The organism is Kitasatospora sp. NPDC057512 (assembly GCF_042802135.1).
Lineage (GTDB): Bacteria > Actinomycetota > Actinomycetes > Streptomycetales > Streptomycetaceae > Kitasatospora.
This window is the reverse complement of the sequence record NZ_JBHVET010000071.1, coordinates 1-18,632: the sequence shown is the minus strand read 5'-3', so window position 1 is coordinate 18,632 and position 18,632 is coordinate 1. Positions and strand designations below refer to the sequence as shown.

The following is an 18,632-nucleotide window of genomic DNA, read 5'->3' as shown; positions in this document are numbered from 1 at the left end:
GGTGCGGCCGGTGCGCCCGGCGCGGCCGGCGGGGGGGGGGGGGCCCGCGGGCGGGCGTGCCGGGGAGGTTGGGGGGGCCGTTCCGGCGTGACCGGAACGGCCCCCTGGGAGTTTCCGGGGGCGGGCCGATGTGGCAGGCTGTCGAATATGTCTAGACCAATTTTCGAAGTCATCGCGCTGACGCCCCAGGACGCCCAGGCCGCCGAGTCGGGCGGCGCCGACCGGCTCGAACTGGTCACCGACATGGCCGCCGACGGACTCACCCCGTCCGTCGAGGACTTCGGCCGGATCCGGGCCGCCGTCGGCATCCCGCTGCGGGTCATGCTGCGGATCCGGGACGGCTTCGCCCCCGGCGACGTGGACGGGCTGTGCGCCCGGGCCGCCGCGCTGCGGGCCGAGGGGGCCGAGGAGTTCGTCCTCGGCTTCCTCGACGCCGACGGCGCCGTCGACCTGGCCGCCACCACGGCCGTCGCCGAGGCGATCGCCGGTTGCCGCTGGACCTTCCACCGGGCGATCGACCACAGTGCCGACCGGGCCGCCCTGCGGGCCGCCGTCGGCGGGCTGCCCGGCCTGGACACCTTCCTCACCTCCGGCGCGGCCGCCGGGGTGGACGCCGGGCGCGAGGTGCTCTCGGCCGAGCTGGCCCGGGCCGGCGAGCCCGGGTACCGGCAGCGGATCCTGATCGGCGGCGGCCTGCGGGCCGAGCACCTGAAGGAGCTGCGGGCGGAGGGTTTCGACGCCTTCCACGTCGGCGGCGCGGTGCGGGTCGACGGCTGGCGGACGCCGGTGGACGCGGCCAAGGTCGCCGAGTGGCGGGCGCTGATCGACGCCTGAGCGCCCGAGCGCCGGTGCGCCTGTGCGCCTGTGCGCCTGTGCGTTCGAGCGTTCGTACGGAAGGGCCGGTCCGCGGACCGGCCCTTCCACGCACTACCGCAGCTGCTCCGGCAGCGGCTCGCGGTGCAGCACCGTCAGCCCGGAGACGGCACGGGTCAGCGCCACGTACAGCCGCCGCAGACCGGTCCGCTCGTCCGGCTCCCCGGCGACCACCGCGGCCGGCTCGTCCAGCACCACGTAGTCGTACTCCAGACCCTTGGCCAGCGAGGCCGGGACGAGGGTGAGCCGGGCCTCCGCGCTGGTCTCGTCGCCGGGGGAGAGGTACGGCAGGCCGGCCGCGGTCAGCGCCTCGGCGAGCCGCGGGACGCGGGCGTCGGCGGCGATCAGGCCGGTCGAGCCCTCGTGCTCCAGCGCCTCCCGGCAGGCCGCCAGGACCGCCTCCGTGCCGTCCGCGTCCGCGTCCGTGTCGCCCTCCGCAGCGCCGTGCGCGATCCGGCGGATCGTCAGCGAACCGGGCGCCTCGCGGACCGAGGAGGCCGGGGCCAGGCCGGGGGCGATCGCCGGGAGCAGCCGGGAGGCGTACGCGATGACCTCCTCCGGCACCCGGAAGCCCTTGGTCAGCTCCTCGATGTGCGCCTGCGGCTTGCCCAGGTGGCGCAGCGCCTCCGGCCAACTCGCCGTCGCCCACGGGGTGGTGCCCTGGGCGAGGTCGCCGAGGACGGTCGCCGAGCCGGTGGTGCAGCGGCGGCCGACCGCGCGGTACTGCATCGGGGAGAGGTCCTGGGCCTCGTCCAGCACCACGTGCCCGAGCGAGGGGGTGCGCTGCACCAGGTCGGTAGCCTCGTCCACCAGGACGGCGTCGGCCGCCGTCCAGCGGGCGGTCTTCACCGAGCGGCCGGGCTTGGGCCACAGCACCGCCCGCTGCTCCTCGGGCGTCAGCACGCCCTCGGCGCACGCGGCCAGGAACTCCGGCTCGGAGAGCAGCCGCAGGACCAGCTTCGCCGGGTCGACGGCCGGCCAGCACTCCTTGACCACCGCCTTGACGGCGCTGTTGCGGGCCACCGCGTCCTGCACCCGGTCGTCCGGGGCCTCGCCGCCCTGCTCCATCTTCAGCAGCACGGCGTGCGCGATGCGCTGCGGCAGGGCGTCCCTGGCCGCGCCGTAGCGGGTCTCGCGGCCCTTCAACTCCTCGATGATCTCGACCAGTTCGTACACCGGTACGCGCCAGCGGCGGGAGCCGCGGACCACCACGCAGGGCTCGGTGGGCAGCGTGATGCCCGACCGCACCGCCCGGCGCAGCACCTCGGCCATCCGGGCGTCGCCCTTCAACCGGGCCGCCTCCGGGTCGTCCTCGGCCTTCACCTCGACGTGCCCGACCAGCTGCTGCACGGTGGCCTGGGCGACCTCCAGCTCGCCGAGGGCCGGGAGCACCTGCTCGATGTAGGAGAGGAACGCGTTGTTCGGCCCGATCACCAGGGTGCCGGTCCGGGCCAGGCGCTCGCGGTGGGCGTACAGCAGGTACGCGACGCGGTGCAGGCCGACGGCGGTCTTCCCGGTGCCGGGCGCCCCCTGGACGCAGATGGTGCCCGTGATGTCCGAGCGGACGATCTCGTCCTGCTCGGGCTGGATGGTGGCGACGATGTCGCGCATCGGGCCGACGCGGGGCTTCTCGATCTCGGCGGCCAGCAGGGCGGAGGCGGAATCGGTCTCGGCCGGGTCGGAGAGGTGCTCGTCCTCGTAGGCGGTCAGCTCGCCGCCGGTGTAGCCGAAGCGGCGGCGGCGCTCGACGTCCATCGGGTCGGTGCGGCTGGCCCGGTAGAACGGCTGGGAGACCGGCGCGCGCCAGTCGATCACCATCGGGTCGCCGTCGGCGTCGTGGACGTGCCGGCGGCCGATGTAGAAGCTCTCCCCTCCGCTGCCCTCGCTCAGCTCCTCGCTGATCGCGTGCAGGTAGTCGAGGCGGCCGAAGAACAGCGGGGTGTGCGAGAGGTCGGCCAGGGCGGCGATCCTGGCGTCGATCTGGTTCTGGAGCACGAGGGCGGTGACCCAGGTGCCGGTCACGTCGCGGATGTCGAGCGACTCGACGTCCTCGCGCATCGCGCGCAGTGCGGCCCGGGACGCGGCCAGGTGGTCGCGTTCGCGCTGGAGGGGGTCGGTGGTGGGGGTGGCGGGCACAGCGAACCTTCCCGGCTGCCCCGGTGGCGGGCGCAGCGGATCGTAGGAGCTCACGGTGGAACCGGCCGGTTGCCGAACGGTCGGTACCTCCCCCGGCTGCCTGCGGGACTTCAGCAGGTACCACGGTTCGGGAGGGGGCAGACGGACGATCTTAGACCCGTCCGCCCCCGGGTACCAGCCGCGCGGGTCTCGGGGTTCCGGCCGTACCGGCCTCGGGGTTCGCCCTACCCCGGCCTCGGGGGCCGCCGTACACCCGGCGGACGAGCCGCGCACCTGCGGATACGGCCTTTGGAGTGATGCCGAGGGCCGGTCGGGTGCCTACCGTTGAAGACATGAGCACCACGAACCGAAACCCCCGATCCGGCCCGTCCGGCGCCACCGCCGTCTCCGGGCGCCACCGCAACCCGCTGAGCACCGCCGTCCGCAACGTCGGCATCGCCCTGGACACCGCCGCGCGCGTGATCTTCCTCGGGCGCGACGGTGTCCGGTACTGAAGACGCTGTCCGGTCCTGAAGACGGTATGCGGTGCTGAAGACGCTGTCCGGTCCTGAAGACGGTATGCGGTGCTGAAGACGCTGTCCGGTGCTGACGACGCTGACCGGGGCTGAAGACCGCGCCGGTTCCCGGGGCGGCCTACCGCCCGTGCGTCACAGCACGTCGTCCGCGTCCATGATCCGGTACGCGTAGCCCTGCTCGGCCAGGAAGCGCTGCCGGTGGGCGGCGAAGTCCTGGTCCACGGTGTCCCGGGCGACCACCGAGTAGAAGTGGGCCGAGTGCCCGTCCGCCTTGGGGCGCAGCACCCGGCCGAGGCGCTGGGCCTCCTCCTGGCGGGAGCCGAAGGTCCCGGAGACCTGGATGGCCACGGTGGCCTCGGGCAGGTCGATCGAGAAGTTCGCGACCTTGGAGACCACCAGGACGCCGATCTCCTTGTTGCGGAAGGCCTCGAAGAGCTTCTCGCGCTGGGCGTTGCTGGTCTCGCCCTTGATCACCGGGGCGTCCAGGGCCTCGCCGAGCTCGTCCAGCTGGTCGATGTACTGGCCGATGATCAGCGTCTGGTCCTTCTCGTGCTTCCTGACCAGTGCCTCCACCACCCGCCGCTTGGTCGCGGTGGTGGCGCAGAAGCGGTAGCGCTCCTCCGGCTCGGCGGTCGCGTAGGCGAGCCGCTCGGAGTCGGTCAGGGTGACCCGCACCTCGCAGCAGTCGGCGGGCGCGATGTAGCCCTGCGCCTCGATCTCCTTCCACGGCGCGTCGAAGCGCTTGGGGCCGATCAGGCTGAACACGTCGCCCTCGCGGCCGTCCTCGCGCACCAGCGTCGCGGTCAGGCCGAGCCGGCGGCGGGCCTGGAGGTCGGCGGTGAACTTGAACACCGGCGCGGGCAGCAGGTGCACCTCGTCGTAGACCACCAGGCCCCAGTTGCGGGCGTCGAACAGCTCCAGGTGGGCGTAGACGCCCTTCCGCTTGGTCGTCATCACCTGGTAGGTGGCGATGGTGACCGGGCGGATCTCCTTCCTCGTCCCGCTGTACTCGCCGATCTCGTCCTCGGTGAGCGAGGTGCGCTTGACCAGCTCGTGCTTCCACTGGCGGGCCGAGACGGTGTTGGTGACCAGGATCAGCGTGGTCGACTTGGCGTGCGCCATCGCGGCCGCGCCGACCAGCGTCTTGCCGGCGCCGCAGGGCAGCACGACCACGCCCGAGCCGCCGTGCCAGAAGCCCTCGACGGCCTGCGCCTGGTACGGGCGCAGCTGCCAGCCGTCCTCGTCCAGGTCGATCGGGTGCGCCTCGCCGTCCACGTACCCGGCGAAGTCCTCGGCGGGCCAGCCGAGTTTGAGCAGCACCTGCTTGATCTGCCCGCGCTCGGAGGGGTGCACCACCACGGTGTCCGGGTCGACCCGGGCGCCGACCAGCGGGACGATCTTCTTGGAGCGCAGCACCTCCTCCAGCACCGGCCGGTCGGTGGTGGTGAGCACCAGCCCGTGGGTCGGGTGCTTGAGCAGCTGGAGCCGCCCGTACCGGCCCATGGTGTCCGCCACGTCCACCAGCAGCGCGTGCGGCACCGGGTAGCGCGAGTACGTCACCAGGGCGTCCACCACCTGCTCGGCGTCGTGCCCGGCCGCCCGCGCGTTCCACAGCCCGAGCGGCGTCACCCGGTACGTGTGCACGTGCTCGGGCGCCCGCTCCAGCTCGGCGAACGGCGCGATGGCGCGACGGCAGTCGGCGGCCCTGGGGTGGTCGATCTCCAGGAGAAGAGTTTTGTCGCTCTGGACGATGAGCGGTCCGTCGTTCACCTGGCGACTGCCTTTCGGTAGGGCTCTACGGGGCCAAACGTCCAGTGTGCCGCATCTGCGGGCGGTCATGTCCGGCGCTTGGTGCGGTGGGTGCCGGCGCTGACCCGCTGCCGTGTCCGGTCGGCGAAGGCGAGCGTGGTGGCGGCTCTCTCCGAGTCCCCGGTCCGGAGGTAGAGTTCGGCGGCGAGGTGCAGGTTCTCCAGGGCCTCGGCGTTGTGGCCCTGGTGCAGGAGGGCGTCGGCGAGGCCGTTGAGTTCGGTGGCCGTGCCGTGGTCGTCCTTGCCGTCCTGGAACGCCTCCAGAGCGAGGGTGTGCAGCTCCACGGCTTTGTTCCACTTCCCCTGCCGTTGGCGGGCGCGGGCCATGTTGCCCAGGGTCATCGCTTCGCCTCGACGGTCGCCCAGCCGTCGGAAGGTGTCCAACGCCTCCTGGTGTGCGACGAGGGCCGCGCCGTAGTCCCCGGTGAGGGTCAGCGTGCCCGCGTAGTTGTTCAGCTCGATCGCCCTGTCATGGGGGACGATCAGGCCGTCGGTCACGTTCAGGGCACGCTGGTGAAGTTCGATGGCCTTCTCGGCCCTCCCTGTGTCGCGCATCAGTTTGGCGCGACTGCCCAGTACCTTGGCCTGGCCACGGGGATCGCCCTCGTTCCGGAAGATCTTCGCAGCCGTGCGGAGGGCGCGGATTGCTTCTTCGGTGCGTCCCAGTTCTTCCAGCGTTTCGGCGACATTGGCCAGGGCCTGGGCTTCCCCTCGGCGATCGCCTTCGTGCTTGAACAAGTGTGCGGCCTCGATGTGGGCAGCCGCCGACTGCTCGAACTTCCGCTGGTCGTGGAGCGACAGTCCGAGATTGTTGAGGGCGCCGGCGAGAGCCCGGTGATTCCTGGTCTTCCGGCAGATGTCGATCGCCGATCGGTGCCTGTGGACGGACTTGCGCAGTTTGCGCATGTCCCGGAGGACGATACCGAGGCCGCTCAGCAACGCGGCTTCGTTGAGACTGTCCTCAAGCCTGCGGCTCGATCGGAGGCCCGCCTTCATCACCTGCTCGGCATCCTCCAGGTACCGCACCTCCATCAGGAACTGCGCGACGGGCGATGCCAGAGCCACGCACATCAGATCGTCCTGGGCCACGTGGGTCCAGGTGGTGGCCGCGACCAGCGTGAGCCGTTCGCTCTCCAGCCACTGCAACGCAGCTTGCCGATCGGCGAAGTCCGACCCTGCCACAGGGCGTGGCGTCCCGGGGGCAAGAAGTCGTTCGCACGCGAGTGTGCTCATCCGATGCAGGTGAACGAACAGCCGCATGAGGCTCTCGCCCCAGGAGCCGGTTGAGATCAGCTGCCCATGTGAGTAGAGCCGCACCAGGCTGTGCTGTTGCCAGCGGCCGTACTGCGCCCGCGGTTCGACCAGATGGCGGCGGGCGAGGTCGAGCAGGAGCCGCTCGGTGTCCTTCTCGCTCCCGCCGTACAGCTGGGCCGCAACCTCGGTCGAGAAGTCCGGTCCGGGGCTCAAGGACACGAGGCGGAAGACCTTGGCCTGTTCCTCGGTGAGTCGCCGGTAGGACAGCTCGAAGGCCGCAGTCACAGCCCGATCTTCCCGGCTCAACACGGCAAGTCTGGAGTGGGCGGCCTCCAGGTCGTGGCAGAGGTCGGCCAGCGGCCGGGTGGGTACGTCCACGAGCAGGGAGGCCAGGATGCGCAGGGCCAGTGGGAGGCCACCGCAGAGGGCGACGAGCCGTGCGGCCCGGTCGGCTTCGGAAGCGACGCGCGAGTCCTCGGGGAGTGCTGTGCGGATGGCGTCGTTCAGCAGTTCCCGTCCCTCGTCGGAGGGCAGTTCCCGCAGAGTCAGGGCCAGGGCGTCCAGTTCCGCGAGGGAGTGCCGCGAGGACACGAGCGTGATGGTGCTTCCGTCGCTCGGCAGCAGGTGGCGGACAGTGTCGGTGGGCGGTACGTCGTCCAGGACGACCAGAACCCGCCGGCCCGCGCCGGCCAGTGCGCTGAGCGCGGACCGGTACATGCGGGCACGGTCGTCGATCCCGGCCGGGATGTGTTCCGGTGGAACGCCGAGGGCCCGGAGAAGGGTGCCGAGCGCTCGCTTCGGGGAGAACACGCGCTTCGCGTCGTACCCGTGCAGATCGACGAAGAGTGTCCCGCCCGGGAACCAGCCCTCTTCCCGGAGCGCGTGGTGAGCGGCCTGGAGCACGAGTTCGGTCTTGCCCGTCCCTGCGAGTCCGGATACCACGACGGTGCTGGTGGTCTCCGTGGGCGGCTGCGGGGCCAGGACGGCCAGGAGCCGTTCCAACTCGGCGCGCCGCCCGGTGAAGGTGCCCGACTGCCTGGGGAGGCCGGCCAGCGCAGGGTCAGGGCGGTCCGGGAGGGTCAACGTGATGTTGTGCCCCTGGACGATGCAGCCGAAGACGACTGATCCGCTCACACTGTTCCGAGTCGTGTGGGTCATTCCCCGGCCCGCCGGTGTCGTTCGACCGCCCGGCGGTAGGCGATCACCTCTGCAGTCGTGAACATGTCCAGCGTCTCCGTGGTGACCACGTACCCGACCTCCTGCCAGGCGTGGACGAACGCGGGGTCGATACCGGCAGCGCTCGCTGCATCCACCGCATCCTGCATCATGCTGTCGAAGCTCCCTCTGGAAAGCGGAACGGGTTCGTCGGCATCGGGGTCGAAGAAGATCGGGTCGTGTGGTTCGGGCTCGCGGCCGAACTTCTCGCGGAAGGCCGCGAACTGCTTTTCCAGGCTCTCCTGCATCTCCCGCCCCTGACGGGAGTCCGCCGCGATCCGCAGCACGGAACTCCCGTCGCCGTTCCAGACCCGCTCCACCGCACGGTCCGACGGCCGGGAAGTGGACACCGCTCTGCCCGACTTCCTTCGGATCCTGTCCAGCACGGCCTGACGCCGTTCGGTCCACTCCACCTCGGATTCTTCTGCTCCGCCCTCCGTGGCGGTGGTGCTGTCCGCTTCCAGGGTGTCGGTATCCGCTCGGCGCCCGGCGGCGCTCAGGCGCATCCTGGCCCGCGTACCGGCCCAGTCCAGCAGGTCCGGGGTGAGGACGGCGTTCAGCGTGGACACCTCGGGGATGCCCAGTTCGAAAGCCATCCGGGGCAGGGCGAGACCGGGAGAGCTGGTCCAGACCAGGTCAGCCGAAGGGATCGGCTCGGTGAACGCCGGAACTGCGTACAGACACTTGAGGGTCTTGTTCACGGACAGGCCGAGTTCGGGGGCCGCAAGGAGGATGTCGAGCACCGGAACCAGCGGTGACTCGTCATTCATGGAGAGTGCCCATGCGCGGGCGTGGGTGCCCGTTTCCTCCAGGTGCTCGCCGGGTTTCACCAAGAGCGCCGCATACAACGCGGGCAGCATGACTCCGGCTTCCTCTCTCACGGGCAGCCCGGCAGAGGCGAACCGGTGCAGACCCTTGCGGAGAACGGCCTCCGGAGTGTCACCGACCGGCGCCGTGGGCGTCGGCTCCTGCCAGAAGCGCTGAACCCGGTGCTTGGCGCCCTTCGGTGGATCAGGAAGCAGCAGGTCCCGGGGCGGACCCCACACCGCCCGGCTGTTCTGGAGCGTGTCCCCGGGAAGCAGGTGGCGCGGCAGGCGGCGCTGGTCGAGTCCGACTGCCTCCAGCCGCCCGGTGAGTGCCAGCATCTGCTCCCCGTCGTCCACTGGCAGGCCGGATTCCTCGCTCGCTGAGACGGCTTCACGGACGAAGCGCTGAATGCCCTTCTCGTGAACGGTGCCGCGCAGGAGGCGCAACCAGGCATCGCGAGAGTTGGCGAACTCGAACTCGTCGCGGAACCGCCCGGGAAAGGCCGTCCCCAGATACAGGGCGTCGAGCGGATCGATTTCCTGGTACCAGGTCGGCTCGGTCCCCTCCAGTTGGGCGTGGCCCAGCGTTGCGTAGCCGACCGCGTAGGCGCCGGCCAGGCTGAGCCGTCCGGGCGGGCTCGACCGCAACAGTCGCGCGAGAGCCTGCTCGCCGAGCGCCCGTGGACTGTCGTCGACCCTCTCGGGCCCTTGAGTCGTGAGCGCCCGTTCCCGCGTTCGTCGCTCCTGCTTCTTCCTCGAGGCTTTGCCCATGGTCCCCTCCCTGAGGGCAAAGCATTACCGTTCCACAGCGCTCGGCCGCAACACGTTCGATGGCGAATGATCCTTCCCGCACCTCCTGCGTCCTGAGGCGGGAACGCGTGCGGCTCGACGGGCTGAAGCTACTTCCACTCGTACAGGACGGCCCTGCCATCGCCCTGGGGGTCGTTGTCGAACTCGAAGAGGCCGACCAGATCGTTGAGACGCAGGAAGGCGTCGGAGGCGCTCTCGAAGTAGATGCTGCCGCGCCAGCTGACCGCGCCGCCGCCGGTGAAGTGGCCGATGCCGCTGCCGTGCCAGCTGTAGGCCTCAGCCTTCTCCGACATTCCGACGCCCTGGCCCTCCCCGTACAGGGAGCCGTCGGGCCGCAGCTCGGACTCGTAGGTGGCGAACTCCCGGACGGGATGGCCGAGCAGTCGGCCGGTGCCGGTCATCGAGATCTCCAGCGCGGGGTGTCCGCCGACTGTGGCGAGGACCCGTCGACCGGTTTCCGTGGTGGTCAACTCCGCTATCCGATCGCCGAGCATGATGCCTCCTTCCGGAACCCCCTGCCTCCGGAATACGCCGATGGGGCGGGCCCGTCAATTACTTCGAGTGACCACGGTGCGTACTCGCTCGTTGAGCTGGTCATGAAGAAGTCGAAGCGTGTTCTCACCGCCCTCGCCCTGATGGGCTCGGCCTTCGCGGCCACCGCCTCCTCGGCCGGCTCGGCCCATGCCCTCGCGGGCATCGGAGAGGGCCCCGGCGGCCTGCTCGCGGCGCCCGGGTTCCTGCTGGCGGACACCGTCACCGGGGGGTCGATGCCGGTCGGGCAGGGGCAGATCGGCAGCCTGGCGGACCAGGCCGTCAAGGAGAAGATGAAGGAGGCGCAGCACGGCTGACCAAGGACTGCAGCTTTCTGTCGAAGTCCCGCCAGGTGGAGACGGCCACGGCCTCGCCGAGCAGAGTGAAGCAGTACGGGTGTTCGGGTAGGTGGGTGTGCATCGGGCTGACGATCTCCGGGCGCCGGTCCGGGCCGGGGAGCGGGGCTTCGACGGCTATCGGTCGGACTGGTAGCCGTCCCTGAGGCTCAGGCATCCGGGTCCGCCAGTCGTATACCGAGGTGGGTTGGAGAAGCCGGTAACTCAGCCACTGCAGGGAGTTCCGCGCGTCTGGGTCCGTGGAGCAACTCTCCAGTCGGGCGACGGCGCCCTCCGTGAGGCGGTAGCGGTTGCCCGGGAGCCGCCGTCCGCGCCGGTGACCCTTGCGGCGGCCGAACTCCGTCCATTCCGTCAGCCGTTCCTGTTCGGGAATGTGGTGAATGGTGGTTCTTGAGAACCACTGGAGCCTGTCGGGTTCGGCCCAGGGATCGCGCAGACCCAGCCGGATGTCGCGGGCGCCGTCTGCCGGGGCAGGCGACTGTAGGGCGTTGGCACGGTGGCGTTTGCGGTACGCGGCCTGCCGACAGGCACTGTTGCAGTAGAGCTGGGGGCGGCCGGTTCGAGCGGCTGGGGGTAGTAGCGCCCCGCACCTTTGGCAGCGCGGCGCGAGGTCGACCTTGAGCGCTCGGGCAACGTCCCGGAGGGTGGCCGAGTGCTTGGGGCCGCCCTCGGCCAGGAGTTCCTGCACCAGAGCGGGGGCGTGGTGGGATTCACGCAGTCGTGTGAGGACCGTGGCCAGGATGATCTGGGTGGCGTCCCAGGTGGTGCCGAGACTGTCGGCCAGTTGTCGGGTCGGGACGCCGCTGAGCCAAGCGGTGAGCAGTTCGATCTCGGCAGTCTCGAGTACGTCGATGAGCGCCGCGCTGATCACGTCCGGGCCGGCATGGCGGGCGGTGGGGTCGTTCAGGGGCCTAGCGCGAACCACGTCGGTTCTCCTCCCGGCGGTACTTCGGCAGCAGAGCAGGTAGGGCCTTCGCCACCTCGACGACCAGGTGGCGGACATCCTCCTTGGGGGCCCGGGTGATCGCCACCATGGACATGATGCCGACCACGAGGATGGCGAGCAGGGCCGGGGCAATCAGGAGAATCACCCACCAGCCGCTGGTGGTGAGTTCGGCGAGAAGGCCCATGCGCTTGCTCCTGTGTCTGGAAACGCGAAAGCCCCCGGCGCACGCTGCGGCGCCAGGGGCTTTCGGAGAGTCGGTGGAATCGGAAATGGCCCACCATCAGGTGGGCCATCGGCTGGGTCAGGGCACAGAGGTGCCCGACGTCCTGCGTGCTAGCGTGGGTGATCTCCCTTGTGCAAGGCCACTGTTGAGCGCGGGAGGCAGTTCTGTACCGCCGATAACTGCACGGGTTTCGTAACGCGGCTCTGTCGCCCGGCTCACTCGTCGAGTTCCGCGACGCCGGTGATGCGGTGCAGGGCGAAGGTGCGGAGTTCGTCGGCGTGGTGGTCGAAGGCGGTGACGAAGCCGCCTTCGACCTTGACCGGGTCGATGATGCGCTGGCTGGCGATGCCCTCGGCGTTGAGGTAGCCGATCCACATGCGCTCGCCGAGCAGGACGGCCGTCTGGAGGGCGGCCAGGGTCTCGGCGGCGGCGGTGCGGGGGAGGTGGCGAGGGTCGGGGGTGGGGTCGCGGCGGGTGGCGGTGGCGGCGCGGTCGCCGGCCCGGATCGCCTTGATGGCGGCCGCGAGCAGGGTGTCGTCGGGGGTGGGCGGGCCGTCGGGGACGGGCACGGGGGCCGTCCGGGGCGGGGTGCGGCGGCTGTCCGGGCGGGTGATCAGCACGTCGCCCTCGGCGGACTCGGCGGCCGGGGCGTAGCCCATGGTGCGCAGGGCGGCGAGCAGGACGTCCGGGGCGGCCTGGGAGGCGAGGACGGTGGGGGCGAGCAGCCGCAGCCGCAGGTCGGCGGAGCGGCGGTCGGCGAGGACCTCGCCGAGCAGGGACGGGTCGTCGCAGCGCAGGTAGGAGGAGGCGGCGCCGACCCGCAGGACGCCGTGCCGGCGGGCGACGTCGTCGATCAGGTAGGCGAGCGGCTGCGGGACGGGCGTACGGCTGTGCTGCTCCAGGAAGGCCCGCAGGTCGGTGGCGGTGCGGCCGGCGTCGAGGGCGCGGCGGACCGAGGCCGGGGTGAAGCGGTAGACGGTGGCGCCGCCCTTGGACTCGATGTCGGCGCACAGGGCGAGGGCCTGGGCGAGCGGGGTGAGCAGCGGGCCGGGGGCGATCGCGGTGAGGTCCGGCTGGAGGATCACGTGGTCCAGCGGCTGCGGGAGCAGCGGGGCGAGCACCTCGGCCGGGTCGGACTCGGCGGTGAGCAGGGCGCGGGCGGGGGCGGCCAGGGCGCCGCGGCCGGTGATGCCGAGGAGTTCGGCCTCGTCGAGGGTCCAGGCGGTGAGCTCGTCGCGCAGGTCGCGGCCGTCCGGGCCGACGGGGCCGCCGCGCAGCGGGCGCTGCCAGCGCAGGGCGGGGAGCAGTTCCTCGGCGGTGGCCGGGGTGCCGGGCGGCAGTTCGGCGAGCAGGGCGAGGGTGGCGCGGCGGACGGACGGGGCGAGGGTGCGGTCGAGTTCGGGGCCGAGGGCGGCGCGCGGCTTGCCCCGGCCGTCGGGGGTGCCGGTGAGGGCGGGGACGCGGGTGGCGGCGAGCCAGGCGCCGGCCAGGACGGACCAGCGCTCGGCGGTGTCCAGGTGCAGCCAGCTGTCGTACCCCGGGGTGGGGGCCCAGCGTTCGTCCACCTCGCCGTCGGGGGCCAGCAGGCCCGCGGTGTAGGCGAGTTCGAGCCAGAAGGCGGTCTGCTGCTCGGTGTTCTCCAGGGCCTGGGCGGTGCGCTTGAGGTCGCGGACGCCGAGGCCGCCGGCGCGCAGGGTCAGCGGCGGGGTGAGGCCCCAGCCGTCCAGCAGCTCCTCGACGGTCTTGACCGCGGTGTGCGCCTGGCCGGCCGCGGCGCCGTCCACGGCCTGCGGGTCGCGCGGGGCGGCGGCGGGCGCGGGCTCGGGCTGGACCGGTTCGACGGTGCGGTGGGTGCGGCCTCCGCGCAGGTGCAGGGCGAGCTCGCGGGGCAGCACGACGCTGCCGGGGCTGCTGGGCAGCAGCAGGCCGCGGGCGAGCAGCCACTCGACCGGGCTCTGCGCGTCCTCGGCGGTGACCGGGCGGGTGGCGTCCGGGACGGTGCCGGTGGGCGGGCCCCAGACCAGCCGTTCCAGCAGCCGCAGCGCGGCCTCGGGCGCGGTGTCGAGCAGTGCGGCGCAGCGGGCGCGGTCGGTGAGCATCGCGGTGAGTGCGGCGACGGCGCTGACCGGGTCCGGGGTGCCGGGCTCCCCGGCCGAGGCGAGCAGCTGCTGCAGCCGGGCCGGTGACATGCCGACGGTGGCGTCGGCGAGGGTGGGGCCGAGGCCGGTGCGGCCCGGGTTGACGGCGGTCGGGGCGAGCGCCTCGCGGACGGCGAGGACCAGCCGCAGCCCGTTGTCCGGGCCCCAGAGCAGCGCCCGGTCGCGCAGGGTGGCGATCGCGCGCGGCAGGGCGGTGGCGACGGCGGACCGGTCGGCGGGGGTGAGCGGGGTGGCGCCGGGGTGCGGTTTGACCTTCGCCGGGCCGGTCAGCAGGGTGCGGATGGTGCTCAGCGAGGTGCCGTCCGGGGCGGTGGCCAGGGCCTCGGCGACCTGGAGGGTGAAGCGGTCGAGCCGCTCCAGGGCGCGCAGCGCGGACGCGCGCGAGGAGAGCCGGGCGGACAGCTGGGTGAGGTCGCCGGGGACGGGGTTCAGCAGGTCGGGGCGGGAGCGGAGCAGGGCGGCGAGCGCGTCGTCGGGACGGGCGCGCAGCTCCTCGGCGAGGGTGCGCGGGCCGGTGGCGGACCTGCCCCGGCGTTGAGGGCCCTGCTGTGTGGTCATTCGACCTAGGTTAGTCGGGCGCGGGGACGGCGGGGTGTCCGTCCTGCGGCGCACCTCCGGCGCTTCGCCGTACCGGCGGACGGACTCGCGCGGGCGGGGGCGGGGTGGGTAGCGTCACGCCGAGGGCGGTTCGGTGGGCGGCCGGTACGGGCGAGGCGGGGTGGTCGGTGATGACGGACGGCGAGTGGTGGCGCAAGAGCGGGCCGTGGAGCGAGCGTTCGGTCGGCGGCCCGGAGGCGGGCCCGGACGCCGGTTCGGGTTCAGGCTCGGGTGCCGGCTCGGGTGCCGGCTCGGCTGAGGCCGCGTCCGGCGGGGCTCCGGAGGCTCCGTCCGCCCCCGTTCCCGCTCCGGACTTCGACCCCGACAGCGTGTACGACCCGCCGGCGCCGAGCGCGGGCGGCATCCCGTCCGTGCCGCTGCACCTGCCGGAGACCGTCGCCGAGGACCGGCCGGACGCGATCCCGCCGCCGATGGTGTCGAGCACCGGCCCGTGGACGATGACGCTCTTCGACTTCTCGGACGGGCCGCGGCCCGCGCCGAAGCCGATCCCCGGGCAGCGCACCGCCGAGGAGGCCGCCGAGCAGGCGGCGGAGACGGCGGAGACGGCGGCGGCGCCCGCCGCGGACCTGACGAAGAAGCCGCGCAGGGGCTGGCTCAGGCCGGCCCCCGCCGCCCCTCCCGCGCCGCCCGAGGCCCCGGCCGGGAAGGCCGGGGGCAAGGCCAAGGCGAGAGGGAAGGGGAAGGCCAAGGGCAAGGAGGCGGAGCAGGACGCGCCCGCCCGCAAGCCCTCCCCGCTGATCCTGCTCTCCTGCGCCCTGCTGGTTGGCGGGGCGGTCTCCGGCTTCCTCCCGGCCATGCTGGCCGGCTGGGGCCTCGGCTACCTGTCCCGCCAGATCTCCGACCTGATGCGGAAGTTCGTGATCCTCGGCATCCCGCTGGTCACGATGAGCGTGTCCACCTTCTACTCCATGCAGCAGGCCAAGCAGGCCGGGGGCCAGGGTGGCGGCCTCCAGTCGGGCTCGCCGCTGGGCGCGATCAGCTGGTCGTCGGCCCCGAACGTGCTGCGGCTGTCCGCCGTGCTGTCGGCGGTGGTCCTGCTGCTGCTCGCCCTGCGCCGCCGCCCGCCGCAGCAGCAGGGCTGAGCAGCCGGGGCCGGGCCGGCGGTCCGTCCGCCGCGCCGGTCGGGTCGGACGACGGGACGCCCGGGTCAGCCGGCCTGCCGGGCGGCCGTGGCGAGGATGCCGGCGGTGACGGCCGCCGGGTCGTCGGTGGGCAGTGCGTGGCCGGCGCCGGGGACGATCTCGACCAGGGCGGTGGGCACCAGCCGGTGCAGGCGGTCGGCGACGGCCCGGGTGTCGTGCAGGGCGCTGCGTTCGCCGAGGAGGAAGAGGGCGGGGGCGGTGAGCCGGCCGAGTTCCTGGTCGGTGAGGGTGGCGGCCGGGGGCAGTCGGCGGCGGAAGCCCATCGAGGCGCGGACCAGTGCCATCAGTTCGGTCTCCAGGACGGCGCTGTTGCCGACCAGCCGGGCCAGCCGGGGGCGCAGCGGGCGCGGGGCCGTCGCGGCGAGGCCGCCGAGGATGAGCCAGGTGTAGAAGCGGCGGTCCAGGTCGGCGAGGCCCGCCGTTTCGACCAGGGTGAGGGCGGCGGTCCGTCCGGGGTGGTGGATCTGGTGGTTGAGGGCGATCCAGCCGCCGTAGGAGCAGCCGACCAGGTGGGCGGAGGGCAGGTCGAGGGCGGTGAGCAGTTCCTCCAGCCAGGCGGCGGCGTCGCGGCCGTCGGTGACGGGGGCGCTCTGCACGCTGGCGCCCGGTTCGCCGACGGTGTCCACGGCGATCACGGGGTGCTGTGCGGCGAGGGCGTCGAGGTGGGCGTGCCACATCAGCGCGTTGCCGCCGGAGCCGGGCAGCAGCACGATCGGCCGGCCCTCGGTGCGGCCGGTGCGGTACACGCGGGTGGTGCCGTAGCCGGTGGGGACGTCGAGCGGCGTCCAGGGCCCCGGCCGGAGTTCGGTCAGCGCGCGCTCGTAGGCGGCGTGGAAGCGGGCTTCGGCCTTGCCGTTCTTGAACTCGCCGATTCGCATGGTACATGTGTATCACATGCATGATACGGGTGTACCAAGTGAAGTGGGACGAACGGACGGAGGCCGGAATGACCGTGAAGGTCGACCACGAGGAACGCCGCCGGCAGATCGCCGAGGCCCTGCTGCGGATCGCCGACACCCAGGGCCTGCAGTCCGCCAGCATGCGGGCCGTCGCCACGGAGGCCGGGGTCTCGCTGCGGCTCGTCCAGTACTACTTCACGACCAAGGAGGGCCTGCTGCTGGACGCCCTGGCCAGGCTCGGAACCCAGCTCCAGGCCCGGATGGAACGGTGGATCGGCCAGGCCCGCGCCCCCCGGGAGGTGGTGACGGCGATCCTGTCCTGCATCCTGCCGACGGACGCCGAGAGCCGCCGGATCACCAGGACGTACGCGGCGTACTACGCGCTGGTGCTCGGCGACCCCGAGGTGCTGGCGAAGCAGGCCGCGCAGCCGCCGGTCGTACTGGAGGGCTTCCTCGCCAAGCAGCTCCGCGCGGCGCGGCAGGCCGGGGAGATCGGGGCGGAGCGGGACGTCGAGGCGGTCGCGGCCGGGCTGCTGGCGATGGTCAACGGGCTCGGCTCCAGCGTGCTGGGCGGCCAGCGCACCGGCGAGCAGGCGCTCGCGGTCCTCGCGTACCACCTGGACGAGCTGTTCGGCCGGCCGGGAGCGGGCTGACGGCCCGTGCCGCCGGTCGCCGCGACGGCCCGGGCCGACGGCGGTCACGGCAGGTCGGCTCACCTCGCGGCAAGGGGGCTAACACCCGTACGGGACGGGTGCTTTCCCCGTTCCGCGGGCAGGCCTGCCACCACCAGACTCCGGGGTATGCCCGCGCAGCCAGTGATGACGACCGAAGCGCCCGAAGCCCCCTCCTCCCGGTCCGGGGGCGGCGGCAGCGACTTCGCCCAGTTGACCCGCCGGATAGCCGCCGAGGGCCTGCTCGACCGGCGCCCCGGCTACTACGCCGTCCGCATGGGCCTGGTGCTCGCCGCCTTCCTCGGCGGCTGGTACGCCCTGTTCGCGCTGGGCGACACCTGGTGGCAGCTCGGCCTGGCGGCGGCGATGTCCGTCGTCTTCGCCCAGATCGGCCTGCTCTCCCACGATCTGGCGCACCGTCAGGTCTTCGACCGGCGGGTGCCGAGTGAGATCGGCGGCCGGATCGCGGCCAACCTGCTGATGGGCATGAGCTACGGCTGGTGGATGAACAAGCACACCCGCCACCACGCCAACCCGAACCACGAGGAGCGGGACCCGGACGTCGCCCCCGAACTCCTGGTGTGGTCCCAGCGGCAGGCCCGGCAGGCGAGCGGCGTCGCCCGGTTCATCGGCCGCCGGCAGGCGTACCTGTTCGTCCCGCTGCTCCTGCTGGAGGGCCTCAACCTCAGCTTCAACAGCTTCCGCGCGCTGCGCGGCCCCGTGGTGAAGCGCCCGGTGCTGGAGGGCGTGCTGCTGGTGGTCCACTTCCTCGCCTACTTCGGCCTGGTGTTCGCCGCGCTCCCGGCCGGCAAGGCGGTCGCCTTCATCGCCGTGCACCAGGCGCTGTTCGGCGTCTACCTGGGCAGCGTCTTCGCCCCGAACCACAAGGGCATGCTGATGGTGACCCCGGAGATGAGGCTCGACTTCCTGCGCCGCCAGGTGCTCACCTCGCGCAACGTCCGCGGCGGGCCGGTCGTCGACGCGGTGATGGGCGGCCTCAACTACCAGGTGGAGCACCACCTGTTCCCCAGCATGCCGACCCCGGCGCTCGGGCGGGCCGCCCGGATCACCCGGGAGTTCTGCGCCGAGAAGGGCGTCCCGTACTGCGAGACGGGCCTGTTCCGCTCCTACCGGGAGATCTTCGCCCACCTGCACCGGACGGGCGAGCCGATCCGCTCCGGCGGGTGAGCGTCCCGTCCGGCGGGTGACCGTCACATCCGGGCGTCGGGATCCGTCGGTGGGGCAGTAGGGAACCACCGACGGTACGGAGGAACAGCACGATGCTGACGAACACCATGTACGTGACGGTCTACGTGACCGACCAGGACCGCGCCCTGGGGTTCTACGTGGACGGGCTCGGCCTGGAGAAGCGCGTCGACCACCCGGGCCCGGACGGGCGGTTCCTCACCGTGGCCGTCCCGGGCAGCGCGCTGGAGATCGTCCTGTGGCCGCACCCGGCCTCGGCCGGGCTGCCGGCCGGACCGCGCTCCGGGGCAGGTGTGCCGGGGCCGGTCTTCCTCGAATCCGACGACCTGCGGGCGGACTTCGAGGTGCTGCGCGGGCGCGGCGTGACCTTCGACCAGCAGGAGCCGGAGGACTACGGCTTCGGCATCAGGATCGAGGCGGTCGACCCGGACGACAACCGGATCGCGCTGCGCCAGCGCGCCGCC

General features: G+C 72.6%; 16 protein-coding genes. 7 read left to right on the top strand and 9 right to left on the bottom strand.

Annotation, left to right across the window (positions count from 1 at the left end; translation table 11 throughout):
* Window positions 1-147: 147 nt before the first annotated feature.
* Entirely contained in the window at window positions 148-834 is a 687-nt protein-coding gene (locus ACFU6K_RS07860) for a copper homeostasis protein CutC (RefSeq protein ID WP_049652332.1), read from the top strand.
* Between the two features lie 93 nt (window positions 835-927).
* On the opposite strand, the gene ACFU6K_RS07855 is transcribed toward ACFU6K_RS07860, so the two are convergent.
* Window positions 928-2,931: a HelD family protein gene (locus ACFU6K_RS07855; RefSeq protein ID WP_380661526.1), complete on the bottom strand. Its 2,004-nt coding sequence runs from the start codon at window positions 2,929-2,931 to the stop codon at window positions 928-930.
* 410 nt (window positions 2,932-3,341) lie between these two features.
* On the opposite strand from ACFU6K_RS07855, the gene ACFU6K_RS07850 reads away from it, so the two are divergent.
* Window positions 3,342-3,503 (top strand): hypothetical protein, encoded by a 162-nt coding sequence (locus ACFU6K_RS07850; protein ID WP_380661524.1) that lies wholly within the window; start codon window positions 3,342-3,344, stop codon window positions 3,501-3,503.
* Window positions 3,504-3,656: 153 nt separating this feature from the next.
* On the opposite strand, the gene ACFU6K_RS07845 is transcribed toward ACFU6K_RS07850, so the two are convergent.
* The 4 genes from ACFU6K_RS07845 to ACFU6K_RS07830 form a co-directional block, all read right to left on the bottom strand.
* Window positions 3,657-5,294, bottom strand: coding sequence for a DNA repair helicase XPB (locus tag ACFU6K_RS07845; protein WP_380661523.1), 1,638 nt, complete (start codon window positions 5,292-5,294; stop codon window positions 3,657-3,659).
* Between the two features lie 65 nt (window positions 5,295-5,359).
* Window positions 5,360-7,720: a tetratricopeptide repeat protein gene (locus tag ACFU6K_RS07840; RefSeq protein WP_380661522.1), complete on the bottom strand. Its 2,361-nt coding sequence runs from the start codon at window positions 7,718-7,720 to the stop codon at window positions 5,360-5,362.
* Window positions 7,721-7,740: 20 nt separating this feature from the next.
* On the bottom strand, window positions 7,741-9,378 hold the full coding sequence (locus tag ACFU6K_RS07835) for a hypothetical protein (protein ID WP_380661521.1): 1,638 nt from the start codon (window positions 9,376-9,378) through the stop codon (window positions 7,741-7,743).
* 128 nt (window positions 9,379-9,506) lie between these two features.
* Entirely contained in the window at window positions 9,507-9,887 is a 381-nt protein-coding gene (locus ACFU6K_RS07830; RefSeq protein WP_380661520.1) for a hypothetical protein, read from the bottom strand.
* A 126-nt stretch (window positions 9,888-10,013) separates the two neighbouring features.
* Here ACFU6K_RS07830 and ACFU6K_RS07825 point away from each other — a divergent pair, with 126 nt between their 5' ends.
* Complete coding sequence (locus ACFU6K_RS07825; RefSeq protein ID WP_380661518.1) at window positions 10,014-10,265, top strand: hypothetical protein; 252 nt, start codon at window positions 10,014-10,016, stop codon at window positions 10,263-10,265.
* Here ACFU6K_RS07825 and ACFU6K_RS07820 read toward each other — a convergent pair.
* The 3 genes from ACFU6K_RS07820 to ACFU6K_RS07810 form a co-directional block, all read right to left on the bottom strand.
* Window positions 10,231-11,175, bottom strand: coding sequence for a hypothetical protein (locus ACFU6K_RS07820; RefSeq protein ID WP_380661517.1), 945 nt, complete (start codon window positions 11,173-11,175; stop codon window positions 10,231-10,233). The two genes, ACFU6K_RS07825 and ACFU6K_RS07820, sit on opposite strands and share 35 nt — an antisense overlap.
* Before the next feature lie 40 nt (window positions 11,176-11,215).
* The gene (locus tag ACFU6K_RS07815; RefSeq protein WP_380661516.1) at window positions 11,216-11,434 is read right to left on the bottom strand and encodes a hypothetical protein; all 219 of its coding nucleotides are present in this window, start codon (window positions 11,432-11,434) and stop codon (window positions 11,216-11,218) included.
* 254 nt (window positions 11,435-11,688) lie between these two features.
* Entirely contained in the window at window positions 11,689-14,190 is a 2,502-nt protein-coding gene (locus tag ACFU6K_RS07810) for a helicase-associated domain-containing protein (RefSeq protein WP_380661515.1), read from the bottom strand.
* Between the two features lie 170 nt (window positions 14,191-14,360).
* On the opposite strand from ACFU6K_RS07810, the gene ACFU6K_RS07805 reads away from it, so the two are divergent.
* Window positions 14,361-15,332 carry a hypothetical protein gene (locus ACFU6K_RS07805; RefSeq protein ID WP_380661514.1) on the top strand — a complete coding sequence of 324 codons (972 nt, stop codon included), beginning with the start codon at window positions 14,361-14,363 and terminating at the stop codon, window positions 15,330-15,332.
* 65 nt (window positions 15,333-15,397) lie between these two features.
* Here ACFU6K_RS07805 and ACFU6K_RS07800 read toward each other — a convergent pair whose 3' ends face one another.
* Window positions 15,398-16,270, bottom strand: a complete 873-nt coding sequence (locus ACFU6K_RS07800) for an alpha/beta fold hydrolase (RefSeq protein ID WP_380661513.1) — start codon at window positions 16,268-16,270, stop codon at window positions 15,398-15,400.
* Window positions 16,271-16,344: 74 nt separating this feature from the next.
* On the opposite strand from ACFU6K_RS07800, the gene ACFU6K_RS07795 reads away from it, so the two are divergent.
* The 3 genes from ACFU6K_RS07795 to ACFU6K_RS07785 form a co-directional block, all read left to right on the top strand.
* Window positions 16,345-16,944 carry a TetR/AcrR family transcriptional regulator gene (locus tag ACFU6K_RS07795; protein ID WP_380661525.1) on the top strand — a complete coding sequence of 200 codons (600 nt, stop codon included), beginning with the start codon at window positions 16,345-16,347 and terminating at the stop codon, window positions 16,942-16,944.
* A gap of 147 nt (window positions 16,945-17,091) precedes the next feature.
* Window positions 17,092-18,150, top strand: coding sequence for a fatty acid desaturase family protein (locus ACFU6K_RS07790; protein ID WP_380661512.1), 1,059 nt, complete (start codon window positions 17,092-17,094; stop codon window positions 18,148-18,150).
* Window positions 18,151-18,242: 92 nt separating this feature from the next.
* On the top strand, window positions 18,243-18,632 hold a 390-nt coding region (locus ACFU6K_RS07785), incomplete at its 3' end, for a VOC family protein (protein ID WP_380661510.1).

What these genes read in the sequence shown, in the direction of transcription:
- ACFU6K_RS07860 (WP_049652332.1), top strand. Translation starts at nt 148, where the DNA reads ATGTCTAGACCAATTTTCGAAGTCATCGCGCTGACGCCCCAGGACGCC.
- ACFU6K_RS07855 (WP_380661526.1), bottom strand. Translation starts at nt 2,931, where the DNA reads ATGCGCGAGGACGTCGAGTCGCTCGACATCCGCGACGTGACCGGCACC.
- ACFU6K_RS07850 (WP_380661524.1), top strand. Translation starts at nt 3,342, where the DNA reads ATGAGCACCACGAACCGAAACCCCCGATCCGGCCCGTCCGGCGCCACC.
- ACFU6K_RS07835 (WP_380661521.1), bottom strand. Translation starts at nt 9,378, where the DNA reads ATGGGCAAAGCCTCGAGGAAGAAGCAGGAGCGACGAACGCGGGAACGG.
- ACFU6K_RS07825 (WP_380661518.1), top strand. Translation starts at nt 10,014, where the DNA reads ATGAAGAAGTCGAAGCGTGTTCTCACCGCCCTCGCCCTGATGGGCTCG.
- ACFU6K_RS07815 (WP_380661516.1), bottom strand. Translation starts at nt 11,434, where the DNA reads ATGGGCCTTCTCGCCGAACTCACCACCAGCGGCTGGTGGGTGATTCTC.
- ACFU6K_RS07810 (WP_380661515.1), bottom strand. Translation starts at nt 14,190, where the DNA reads ATGACCACACAGCAGGGCCCTCAACGCCGGGGCAGGTCCGCCACCGGC.
- ACFU6K_RS07805 (WP_380661514.1), top strand. Translation starts at nt 14,361, where the DNA reads ATGACGGACGGCGAGTGGTGGCGCAAGAGCGGGCCGTGGAGCGAGCGT.
- ACFU6K_RS07800 (WP_380661513.1), bottom strand. Translation starts at nt 16,270, where the DNA reads ATGCGAATCGGCGAGTTCAAGAACGGCAAGGCCGAAGCCCGCTTCCAC.
- ACFU6K_RS07790 (WP_380661512.1), top strand. Translation starts at nt 17,092, where the DNA reads ATGCCCGCGCAGCCAGTGATGACGACCGAAGCGCCCGAAGCCCCCTCC.